General features: G+C 42.6%; 11 protein-coding genes and 1 pseudogene. All 12 read right to left on the bottom strand.

What is annotated here, in order from left to right; genetic code table 11:
• Positions 1 to 18: 18 nt before the first annotated feature.
• Positions 19 to 378, bottom strand: coding sequence for a YxiJ-like family protein (locus ACVC9U_RS20405; protein ID WP_252607275.1), 360 nt, complete (start codon positions 376 to 378; stop codon positions 19 to 21).
• Positions 379 to 599: 221 nt separating this feature from the next.
• Positions 600 to 965, bottom strand: a complete 366-nt coding sequence (locus tag ACVC9U_RS20400) for a hypothetical protein (protein WP_441391437.1) — start codon at positions 963 to 965, stop codon at positions 600 to 602.
• Positions 941 to 1,327 carry a hypothetical protein gene (locus tag ACVC9U_RS20395; protein ID WP_441391436.1) on the bottom strand — a complete coding sequence of 129 codons (387 nt, stop codon included), beginning with the start codon at positions 1,325 to 1,327 and terminating at the stop codon, positions 941 to 943. Before ACVC9U_RS20395 ends, ACVC9U_RS20400 begins: the two co-directional genes overlap by 25 nt.
• On the bottom strand, positions 1,290 to 1,964 hold the full coding sequence (locus ACVC9U_RS20390) for a DUF7003 family protein (protein ID WP_441391435.1): 675 nt from the start codon (positions 1,962 to 1,964) through the stop codon (positions 1,290 to 1,292). The genes ACVC9U_RS20395 and ACVC9U_RS20390 overlap by 38 nt, the downstream gene beginning before the upstream one ends.
• Positions 1,965 to 1,988: 24 nt before the next feature.
• Positions 1,989 to 2,681: a DUF7003 family protein gene (locus tag ACVC9U_RS20385; protein WP_441391434.1), complete on the bottom strand. Its 693-nt coding sequence runs from the start codon at positions 2,679 to 2,681 to the stop codon at positions 1,989 to 1,991.
• 222 nt (positions 2,682 to 2,903) lie between these two features.
• Positions 2,904 to 3,716, bottom strand: a complete 813-nt coding sequence (locus tag ACVC9U_RS20380; RefSeq protein ID WP_441391433.1) for a hypothetical protein — start codon at positions 3,714 to 3,716, stop codon at positions 2,904 to 2,906.
• A gap of 323 nt (positions 3,717 to 4,039) precedes the next feature.
• Positions 4,040 to 5,980: an ABC transporter permease gene (locus tag ACVC9U_RS20375; protein ID WP_441391432.1), complete on the bottom strand. Its 1,941-nt coding sequence runs from the start codon at positions 5,978 to 5,980 to the stop codon at positions 4,040 to 4,042.
• A pseudogene (locus ACVC9U_RS20370) lies at positions 5,970 to 6,733 on the bottom strand (ABC transporter ATP-binding protein). Before ACVC9U_RS20370 ends, ACVC9U_RS20375 begins: the two are co-directional and overlap by 11 nt.
• 101 nt (positions 6,734 to 6,834) lie before the next feature.
• Positions 6,835 to 7,839, bottom strand: coding sequence for a sensor histidine kinase (locus ACVC9U_RS20365; RefSeq protein WP_075212913.1), 1,005 nt, complete (start codon positions 7,837 to 7,839; stop codon positions 6,835 to 6,837).
• 5 nt (positions 7,840 to 7,844) lie between these two features.
• The gene (locus ACVC9U_RS20360) at positions 7,845 to 8,531 is read right to left on the bottom strand and encodes a response regulator transcription factor (protein WP_101561291.1); all 687 of its coding nucleotides are present in this window, start codon (positions 8,529 to 8,531) and stop codon (positions 7,845 to 7,847) included.
• A 107-nt stretch (positions 8,532 to 8,638) separates the two neighbouring features.
• Entirely contained in the window at positions 8,639 to 10,048 is a 1,410-nt protein-coding gene (locus ACVC9U_RS20355) for a glycoside hydrolase family 1 protein (protein WP_441391431.1), read from the bottom strand.
• A gap of 40 nt (positions 10,049 to 10,088) precedes the next feature.
• Positions 10,089 to 11,939, bottom strand: a complete 1,851-nt coding sequence (locus ACVC9U_RS20350; RefSeq protein WP_441391430.1) for a beta-glucoside-specific PTS transporter subunit IIABC — start codon at positions 11,937 to 11,939, stop codon at positions 10,089 to 10,091.
• Between the last annotated feature and the right edge of the window lie 132 nt (positions 11,940 to 12,071).

The raw sequence follows: 12,071 nt of genomic DNA, 5'->3' as shown, positions 1-12,071 counted from the left end.
ACCTCTGTATTGGTATGATCAAGCCTTCCTGCGGTTTATGATCGAACACAACAATTTCCTGACGTTTTCATGCATGGCTACCACATGAAAAGTCTCAGGGTAATTTTCGATTTTGTCTTTTGGATAAACTTCAAAAAACGATTTTTTTAGTGATTGGCGCTGCGCCTGAGGCATTTTTTTATCCGCCAAAACGTAACCTAAACTGCCAGCGACGAGCGCAAAATACTCGTAAAAATCCCCTGAAAATCCGTGCCCGTCTTGTTCAAACGCATCCAAATCGGCCGGAAGCGGTCCTGACAAGCGCTTGTCCATATCCTTCAGTTGATTTACAGTATCAGCATCAAGCTGATAATATCTGTATCTTTTCTTCATTGTCATTCACCCGCGAATCCTCAAAAATTCTGTTTTGTCAAAAGAAATTGGAGCTCAATCATTGCATACATCATTGCTCATCGCCTTTTACAATCACATTTATATACCTTGAGCTTCGACTTTAAGATGCGACATTCCGGGAGAGAGCGAAAAATATGTTTCGTCGAAGAAAAATGCCCCCTTTGATGATGCATTATTCCACGACATATACATCAGTCGCATCAAATTCAAACCAGAAGACCTTCCCCTTTGATTCGATACGTAGGAATCTTATAGTTCGCGATCTCCTCTTTAAAACTGTCGCGCAGTTCTTGAGAAACCATAAAGGAAGGATTATGCAGTTCATTTATAACCGCGGCCACTTCAAGCACTTTTTGGCCATCCCGATAGGAAACTGAAGTTCCATCGGCTTCTGAATCAAAGGCTATCCTCCCGAATCCTCTTTGCTTTAATTCTTTTCTAATAAGGGAGACAGCCTGCTCTGTCGTTTCTTGATTCAATAATGCTGCCACATCTGCATAAAACCAATATTTAATGACAGGATCGGGAAAATAGATATCTATTAATCCTAACCGAAACTTTCCTTGCTGCACTTTCTCACCTCACCATTGGGGCCATTCCAGTATTCTTTTATCCAATCCTTTAGTTCCTCTTTATCATGCAAATATGTTTCAGGTGAATCCTTTAAATCGAATCCGCTTAGTAAAATCAACAAATTCCATACCCTCTCATCTTCTACTTCCGGATCGTCAGCGTATACATAACCACCTGCCCAATCTGAAAGTTCCTCTCTCGCCAAATCTCCTTTTAACACCTGTTTCATTTTGCAGATACAGTCCGATAATTCAGGTTTTTTCACATCTAACACCTCTTTTTTTATCGAATGTGATTCTCCCCATAGGCTTTCTAAACATATCTTAGTCGATATCGTAATCTTCCCATTCTTTCCAAGCATTATTTGGGACCCCTGCACAAACCGGACCTTGTCCAGTTTCAAGATATTCTGCAAATGATTGAAATGAAACTAATTCACTTGGGCTAGTTAAATAATCGGGATACTCCCAATTCTCTGTTTCGTATACTCCTTCATAATTGTCTTGTAGCCCTAATTTATTCAGAAGATTTCCGGGTTTTATCCAAAGAGCCTCTCTGAAAGAAGGATCTTTAAACAGGTTTCTAAAGTATGTTTTCCACGCTCCTTCTTTTATCTGTTTTTGGTATCTGTTTCTCTGGTTAGCTTTTATACAGTAAAGACTTTCCGCAATTTCAATTTTGGATACTTCGCTTAATTGATCTAGATTACTTTCATAATATGTTACCAGCTCACCTGCTTTGGTCGTTAAAAAGAAGTCGTCAATAATGATTAAGCTGTAGTTGTCTGAAAAACTGTTGCTGTATGCATGAATAGACAGAAAAGGCCCTTTATCATCTATTTGAAAGCATTGTATTGAAAGTAACCAATGTTCTTTATTTAACCGCATTAACGTACACTTACTGCCGATATAGTTACATTCGCGCCATTCAAAAATCGGTCGGTTTAATTCACTAAATTCATCGTCTAATAAACTAAGAATTTCTCTGCTTTTAATCAATGTATTTCTCCCTTAAATACCTTTTTAAAAATAATCAACAGAATCTGTGGATGCCCACATTGGCCACTCTGTATTTCCACCGGCATGGTTCGGTAGATATATTTCCTTTTTGCGGAAAATATCTTCAGCAATTGATTGAAAGAAAGGAGAAAGACTTGGCAAATCCTTTTCTGTTTCTGGATGTCTCCACGTTTCTGTTGAATACAATTGATCGTACAATAACGGGAGACCAGCAGTTTGGAGCTGTTCATGTTCTGTCAGCCAGAGAGTGTCGAGAAATAAACGGTTTTTACTCATCTGCCTCAAACAGGTGATCCATTCATTCTCCGCATTAATATTTGCTTGCACTTTTTGCTCAATGAAAAAATGAAAAACTTTCTCTCTAAGGACAACACTAAACGGATTTTTTGCAAAACCGTTTCCCACATCCTCCAACTCTAATTTGTTTCCTTTTTCGTTCAAAAATGCAAACGGCTCATCAACTAAAAAGCTGACCTCATGATTGGTTACTTGATTGCCCATCGCATGAAAATCAATGGCCGGCCCCAATTTTGACAATCCGAACAACTGAAACGTCAAGAGCCAGTTATCCCCTTCAACAAATACCGAAAGTTTGCCTTTTGCGAAGTCGAAATTTCCGTTATCAAGCAATGGAAACTCTCCCTTTTTGAATGAATCATCAAGCAATGCAAGCATCGCTTCTTTACTTTTGAGCACGATCATCACCTCCATTGATGTCTTTTAATATGTAATTTTTTAGTATATTTAGCATAGCGTGTAATTAGATTTCTATTAATATAATCGTTTGGAAACTGATTTTAAGTCATAAAACGCCTTACCGCTAATCCAATTTCCAAAAGCTCATGGTGTTTTATAATTGTTTAATAGCTACCATGGCTACTCCTAATTTATATATCAAGCCACACACTGGATATTTATTTATGTTTCATACTTAATGATATCTTCCATTGAAGTGCCGTTAGAATACTTCATTAGAATCGTCTCTATACATAAATGGCCGAATATTCCTATTGGGTTATAAATGGCCTTACCTGTTTTCTGATCTACTTCTGTTAATATATCATCTCCACCTAAAGAGCCTTCTTTTCCTTCACTAATAAAATATTTTCCTTCCTCATAAGTAATAAATCTTAATTTGGATTCCTCATATTGTTTCAACAAATCTTGAGTTGCTTTAGAAACAACCTTCCAATCACCCTGAAAAAAACCAGTGTAACTTGTATTTGCTACAAATAGTTTATTTTCTTCTTTTAGTAAATCAAGTATCTTAGCTTTACTCAGCTTCTGATCAACAAAAATGTCATAATACTGAATTAGCACATCATCATCTTTGTGTTTTGCCAAGTTTCCTTCCAAAACCCATGCATAACTGTATTTATTTATCTCCTCTAAGGAAATCTCAATAATAGCGCCGGGCACAATTTTTGACAGGGACTTTGCTTTTTTTGTAAAAGCTTTTATATCTGTAATTTGTCTTTCGTTTAGCTCTGGAAAAAATGAATCTCCACTTGTGTTCAGCACTTGAAGCAATGTTACGAAAAATTCATCTAACGCGGGTTCCCTATCCAAATGCTTCTTGGACATTTTATAGAATTTCTCTACTGCTTCGTGAAGGATGTCCAATCCGTCATCACCGATCATAATGTTCTTGTTTTTATGTTCTTCTTCCCAAAAGCCCAATAGAAAACTCCTTTCCACTTTTTCTTCTCTATTGTATCTGACAGCAAGCATTCATAGCGTCCTTTGAAATGTAGCCGTCCCCAAAAGAAAGACTAATCGCTCTTTTGCATCAAAATGGTTGAATCACAAACTCAAAATCAACGGTCTCTCTTTTTCAGCATGGATCACTTTTTCCATCGTTTAGCTTCATTATTATCTATATTTTAACCGATGCATAGAACTGTTACAATATTCCTAAAATATTTAAGGGATTAAAATCCAATAAAAATTACATTTTTTTATATTCATTGAGCGAAGCAAAAAAGGCTGCCCCCACTCGGGAACAACCCTTTCATTCGTCTCTGATGCTGCGGCCGAGATTCCACACGGCTCAGCTACAGCGCCGACTTGATCACTTTCTTACCGTAAAGAACGGACAGCAAACCGAAAATAGAATACAGAACGGTGTACAGCACCATCACGATGATCATTGGCGTCCGCACCTCTGCTCCGAATAAGAACCAGCCGGATTGGACAGCAAAGTAACTGTGAGACAGGCCGATAACCAATGGAATTCCGAAATTATACATTTGCTTGATTCGTATCCCCTTCAGAAGATCCCCGCGCGTGAAACCAAGTTTTCTCAAGATCGTGTAATTCGGTTTCTCATCTTCGCTTTCGTCCATTTGTTTAAAGTAAAGGATGCATCCTGATGTGATCAGAAACGTAAGTCCTAGAAATCCTACGATAAACATGGCAAGTCCGAAAAGCGATTTTTGAGCTGTGCTTGCATCGAGGAGCGATAAATGCTGATCGTTTTGATTCACTGTTGCAAACAATTCATTTGCCTGCTGAATCTGATCTTCATCTTTTAAATTGATCCCGTAAAAAAGACTCGACTTCTGCTGTAATTTTGGATCTTTGTCTTGGCTCAGACGTTTAAACAGCGCATCATCCACAACGGCTACAGGCAATCCGCCGCTGGTAAAGTTGAAGGATAAGAGGGACTCTTTTCTCAGCCCTAAATAGTTTAATGGAATCGTCTCATGCTCGCTCTTTACCTTAATGGCCCCCGTCTCTTTTAAAGCCATAAGTTTCTGGAGAAGGTCGTTATATCCTGAGAAAATGACGTCTCCTTTGTGCACGTCAATCCCGTCAATCTCTGCATCGCTGACTACGGCGAGGGGTAATTTCCCCGGGTCACCAGCCATATTTTCAGGATCCCCTTCGACAACTTGTTCCAGATTGAAAGTCGCCTGAATGACATGAATTTCTTTTTTGCTGTATGAAATGTTGTTTTCATCCAATAGTTGTTCGAACCGTTTTGCATCCTTTTGATTTGTCATAGAGAAATCAGCCGCCACATTTTGTTCGGCGGCTTTCTCTGCAGAGTAGTACGAAATATAGCACAAGGATAACAAACCGATCGCCAGTGCCGTAACAGTGGTGATGATCGTTAATAATAGAGCGTTTGATTTCAGCCGGAACATGATCGATGAAAGGGACAGCACTTCATAAATATTTAAGTAGCCTCCTTTGCTTTTGCGGATGATATTGGAGACAAAGCTGACCGATCCTTTATAAAAGAGGTACGTTCCGATGATAACGGTACCGAGAATAAAGCTCATCGCATAAAACAGCTCATCTATGGTCTTGAATTTTCCGCTGAACAACTCAGTGGAAATGTAATATCCCGACAAAATAAACAAGATGCCCAATAAGCCAATGATCATTTGAAAAACGGATATTCTCTTTACCTTATCTTCCGTAGCTGATGTCGCTTTAAATAATGACAAAATGCTTTGCTTTTTGATAAACGTATAATTCATCACCATCACCAGCAGGTAGATTCCGCAGAATACAATGACAGTTTGCATAAGCGCTTCTCCGGAAAAATTCAATTCGGTTTCAGCTTGAACATCAACTATTTTAAATAAAGTCATAAGCACGAGCTTTGAGATCGAAAACCCGGCAAACACCCCAATGACCAAAGAGCCGAAATACAGCATGACATTTTCCAAACTTAAAATACGGAAGATTTTTTGCTTCCTCATGCCGATTAGCTGGAATAAACCGATTTCTTTACTGCGCCGCTTAATAAAAATCGTATTGGCATACAAAATAAAAACTGCTACTACTGCCACTAGAAGAATGGAAGCTGCTTTCAAAGCCACTGCACCTTTTATCGATGCCTTCACTTCATCGATCGCCGGATCATACTGCAGCGTAACAAACGCAAAATAAAGCGCCACGCTGAAGATTAACGCAAACACATAAAGGTAATAGTTCCGTATATTCTTTTTCAGGTTGCGGAAGATCAGCTGATTAATACTCATGCTGAACCCCGCCTAACACGCCTTGCGTTTTCATGATGTCCTGAAAGAACATCTGCCTGTCTTGTCCGCCTTTATTCAGCTGCGTATAAATTTGTCCGTCTTTAATGAAAACCACTCTGCTGCAGAAGCTCGCGGCGACGGGATCATGGGTGACCATAATGATTGTGGCTCGGCGCTTTTGATTTAACTGGCTCAGCTTGTTTAACAAGTCTGATGCGGATTTCGAATCAAGCGCACCGGTCGGTTCGTCAGCGAAAAAATAATGCTCGGTTCATGAATAAACGCCCTGGCTGCTGATGTGCGCTGTTTTTGCCCGCCGGAAATTTCATTCGGATACTTATTCTTCAGCTCAAAGATGCCTAATTCTTTCGCGACTTCCTCAAATTTTTGACCGGCTTCTTTTTTTGATATTTTCGTAATCGACAGCGGCAGAAGGATATTTTCTTTCACTGTCAGCGTATCGAGCAAATTGTATTCTTGAAAGATAAATCCTAAATGCTGCTTCCTGAATTCAGCAAGCTGTTTTTCCTTCAGATTCGTCATCTCAGCTTGGTTGATGTTAATCGTTCCGCCGCTCACCTGGTCAATAGAGGACAGAACATTGAGCAATGTTGTTTTGCCTGAACCTGACGGGCCCATAATACTGACAAATTCACCCTTTTGGATCTGAATGTCAATTCCCTTTAACACTTCGTGTTTATTGTGCTTATTTCCATAGCTTTTTCGTATTTTTTTCGCTTCTAAAATCATCATTTTTAAAATCTCCTTTTGACTGGATATTTTTATTATAGAAAGGAGGACAGCCGTTTTCCTTCGATTCAGCGAACAAAAAAGAAAAGCGTGTGACACTTTTGTCACACGCCAAGCACACGGGAAAATTCGTTCCGCTTCGGAAAAATCAGCGTAAAGGTTGTCCCCGCTCCCGGTTTAGAATCAACCTCGATATGAATCAGGAGCGGCTTTGCCGCTTTTTTCGCCAAGTACAGCCCCATTCCCGTGGCGGCCTGATCATGATGCTCCGTTGTTGATGTGAAACCTTTGTCAAACACACGCGGTATATCTTTTGGATCGATGCCCCGTCCAAAATCTTGAACTGCGAGATGCACCTGGCCATCTTGTTCATAGCTTTTAATCAAAATATCGGATGCTTCGCTGTATTTCACTGCGTTTGTCAGCAGCTGCCTCATGATAAAAGACAGCCATTTCGCATCGCTGAGCACTTCCCCGGCCTCAAGCTGTATATCAAACCCGATCCCTTTTGGAATGCACCATGATTGCAAATCTTTTAGTTCTTTAAAGATTAAAGGTTTGAGCTCTAGAGCTTCAAGAGACAAGTCATTTTCGATAAATGACATCCGCTTTTGATGAAGCTGGCGATCGAGCAGCAGGTGAACGCGCAGCCATTCATAGTCGAGTCTCGATTTTAATGATTGATCGTCAATCGTCTCCATGATCAAATGCATGGCGGTAAGCGGCGTTTTCACTTCGTGTATCCAGGCCATGAGCTCATCTTTTTCATTCTCCAGCGCCAGGCGATGCTGCGCCGCCTCTTGCTTTAACTGTTTCGTTTGTTCGGCTATGCTTTTTTCAATCATCGTTTCGAAAGGCGTTTCCGCCTCTCGAATGTTTGTCACGTCGAGATTGTGATCCCATTCTTCCAGGCTTTTATAAAACTTCGTTTCCCTCCGAAAGCGGACAAGTACAAAAACGATAAAAATAAATGAAGACAAATAGGTCATATATAAAATCGACGTAAAAGGAATGGATGAATCGACATAAGCGATAAACAGAAAGACGATCTGCTGCAAGACAAATATGGCGATCCAGCTTCGCCTCTCGGTCAAAAACGCTTTCAGCATTCTCATCATCCTTCTTCTTTCGCCATATAGCCCTGGCCGACCTTTGTCTCAATATATTGCCCCAAGTTCAAGGTATCCAGTTTTTTTCTCAAACGGTTTACGTTGACCGTCAGCGTGTTATCGCTGACAAAACGCTCATCGTTCCATAAGCTTCTCATCAATTCTTCCCTGCTGACAATTTTGTTTTTTTGGTCGATCAATTGTTTTAAAATGAACATTTCATTCCTCGTCAGCTCGATCGCCCCCGCCTTATTGCTGACGCGGTTTTGCTCGGGATCAACGGTTGCACCGCACCACGCTTTCTTCAGAATCTCAGGCTCTGTATTATAGTCGTAAACACGGCGGAAAATCGCCTGGATTTTGGCAATCAGCACGTCAAAATGAAACGGTTTCTGAATATAATCATCTGCTCCAAACTGCATGGACATGACCATATCAGCCGGATGGTCGCGCGAAGATAAAAAGAGAATCGGAACGTTGGAACGGGAACGGATCTGCCGGCACCAATGAAACCCGTCATATTTCGGCAGCTGAATATCGATAATGACGCAATCGGGCTTAATCGCCGCAAACTCCTGCATCACTTCGCTGAAATCGTCGATGCCGTACACCTCGTATGACCACCCGGTTAACCGTTCTTTTATTTCCTGAAACAGCGATTCATCGTCTTCGATCAACAGCAGTTTAAACATTTGCCTCACCGCACTTTTTGTCTTTTTTCTAAGTCAAGTGTATAGCAAATCGTTTTCATGCGCTACAGAGAAAAAAGCTGTCCTGTAAAGGACAGCCATTTTAAATATCACAAACTCTCGCCATTCGTTTCGATCACTTTTTTATACCAGTAAAAGCTTTTCTTTCTCGTTCTTGCAAACGTGCCGTTTCCTTCATTGTCACGGTCGACATAAATATAGCCGTAGCGTTTTTTCATTTCGGCGGTGGATGCGCTGACCAAGTCGATCGGGCCCCATGATGTGTAGCCGATTAAGTCGACGCCGTCTGCGATCGCTTCTCTTACTTCTTTTAAGTGATCGCGCAAATAGTTGATTCTGTAGTCATCTTGTATCGAACCGTCTTCTTCGACGACATCGACGGCGCCGAGCCCATTTTCAACAATGAAAAGCGGCTTTTGATAGCGGTCGTACAATGTATTCAGCGTAATGCGGATTCCTTTAGGGTCGATCTGCCAGCCCCATTCGGACGATTCAAGGTACGGGTTTTTAACCCCTCCGAGCAAGTTGCCTCCCGTTTTTGCCAAATCTTCCGGATTCGTGCTCGCAACCATTGACATGTAGTAGCTGAAACCGATATAGTCGACTGTGTTTTCCTTCAGAATGTCTTCATCACCTTCAGCCATCTCAATCGCAATTCCATTTTCCTTAAAGAAGCGCTTCATATAGCCCGGATAAGCTCCGCGTGCCTGTACGTCCGAGAAAAACAGCGTTCTTCTCTCATTTTCCATCGCGGCGAGCACGTCTTCCGGTTTTGGCGTCATCGGGTATGTCGTCGTTGCGGCAATCATACAGCCGATTTTAGCGTCCGGAATAATATCCTTGCCTGTTTTTACCGCAAGGGCGCTTGCGACAAATAGATGATGCGCCGCTTGGTACATCGCATTTGACTGGTTTTCGCCTTCTTCAAATACAAGGCCACCGCCTGTAAACGGCGCATGCAGAACCATGTTGATTTCGTTGAACGTCATCCAATATTTCACTTTGTCTTTATAGCGGGTGAAAACCGTTTTCGCATAATGTTCATAGCACTCGATCACTTTCCGGTTTTTCCAGCCTCCGTATTTTTTAATTAAACCGAGCGGCATTTCATAGTGGGATATCGTCACGACTGGCTCAATATTGTATTTTAATAGCTCATCAAAGAGGCGATCGTAAAATTCGAGTCCCTCTTCATTCGGTTCACTTTCATCACCGTTAGGAAAAATCCGCGTCCAGGCAATCGATGTTCGAAACGCTTTAAATCCCATTTCGGCGAAAAGAGCGATGTCTTCTTTGTAGCGGTGGTAAAAATCGATGCCTTCGTGATACAGGTTCAATGACTTCATCGACTCATCGAATGGATACATGACCCCGTTCGGCGACACATCAGCTGTCGAGAGCCCCTTTCCGCCGACATTATAGGCGCCTTCTACTTGGTTTGCGGCAACCGCTCCGCCCCATAAAAAACCATCAGGGAATTTTTTCGTTTGTTCAGTCATATCCTTTCACCTCATCCAAATTTGTCGAGCTTTCCTCTCTCTATGCCAGCGCGATCAGCGCTTCCTCAATGTCAACGCTTTCATCTGTTTTCAAAGGCTTGATCGACTGGTACCGGTCCGTATTTGTGATGATAACCGGCGTGATTAACTGATAGCCTGCATCCTTAATCGCATCCATATCAAATGAGACAAGCTGGTCTCCCGGCTTTACAGCGTCTCCTTTATTGACATGCACGGTAAAGTGCTCACCGTTCAATTTCACCGTATCGATTCCGATATGGATAATAATTTCTGCCCCATTGTCGCTAGTGATGCCGAGGGCGTGCTTCGTTTGAAAGACGGTCGTGATCGTGCCTGATACAGGCGATACCACTTTGCCTTCTTCTGGCTCAATGGCAACACCTTTTCCCATGACTTCTCCTGAAAATGTCGCATCATCCACTTCACTCAATGCTTTGACTTCGCCTTTCAGCGGGCTTTGAATAATTTCTTCGGCGGCCGCGTTGCCTTGAGGTTCGTCTTTAGCCTGAACTTCATCTTCCTGTGAAGGCACATCTTCAAACCCTAGCAGATAAGCGATAATCGTCGCTGCAAAAAACGCTATAACAAGGCCAATCATCGCCTGAACGAATGTAGGGCCGATAAATGTCGGAATGCCAGGCAATCCGGCGTTGCCTCCAACAATGTAGGATGCAACTCCTGTGACACCGTAAAAAGCACCGCCGACGGCTGCACCGAGAAGCGCTGAGACAAACGGCTTTTTCAGCCTCATGTTGACACCGTACATCGCCGGCTCCGTGATTCCCATCAACGCCGTGATGCTTGTCGTCATCGACAACGATTTGAACGTCTTATTTCTTGAGCGTAAAAAGACTGCGAATGACGCGCCCGCCTGCCCCATATTGGCCAGAAACATGGCCGGCATCAAGTAGTCGTATCCGTTTTGAGTAATATTATTAAGCATAATTGGCACCAGCGCGTAGTGCATTCCCGTCATAATGATGAGAGAGAACGTTCCGGCCAACAGAACCATTGCAATGAGGCCAGCATGCTGGAATAAATAATTCACACCGACAGATAGATAGTTTCCGATAATCGCTCCGAGTGGACCGACCGTGATCAATGTAACGGGCACGACAATCAGCAGGGTGAAAGTCGGAACAAAGATGAGTTTCAAAGAAGTCGGGGTGATTCTATCAATCCATTTTTCTACATAAGATGAAATCCAGATGGCAAGCAAAATCGGAATCACCGTCGACGAATACGTGGCAGCGGTTACAGGCAATCCGATAAAGGAAATGCTTTCCCCTGAACCGAGGAGCGCTGTCAGATCGGGATGCAGAATCGCCGCTCCGATCGCCGCAGCAACATAAGGGTTGCTGCCGAATTTTTTCGCTGCACTGACCGCAAGCAATAAAGGCTGGAAGTAGAACGCACCGTCGCCGATAGCAGTCAGAATAGTGTGCGCCTGGCTATTCTCGCTCAGCCAGCCGAACGTCACGGCTAACGCTATAATCCCCTTGATCATACCCGCACCGGCGATCGCCGGCAGAATCGGTGTAAATACGCCGGAAATGACATCAAAGATGGCGCTCATCACATTTGTCTTTCCTTCTGCTTTCTGCATGCCAGCCTTTCCCTCGCTCAGTCCGCTGTTTTCGATAATCGCTTTGTAAACTTTAGGCACATCATTTCCAACGATAATCTGAAACTGGTCGCCGCTGATGTTGGTGCCCATTACAGCCGAAAGACTTTCCAGTTTCGCGCGGTCTGCCTTCGCATTGTCATAAAGGTTGAAACGCAGTCTTGTCATGCAGTGAATCACGCTCTGTACGTTCTCTTCACCGCCCACGAGTTGTAAAATGTCCTTCGATACTTTATTATAATCCATATGAGTACCTCCTCTTTTGGGGGAATCTGCCGGACTGAAGGTGGCCGCCTTCACCCGGCTTTTTTATTGGCTTGACGCCGCAATGAATCCTCGGAATCTCACATCACCTCCTCATTTTGGGTATAAAAAAAA

It is taken from the genome of Bacillus sp. GM2, from assembly GCF_056155945.1.
This window is presented reverse-complemented; position numbering and strand designations above follow the sequence as displayed.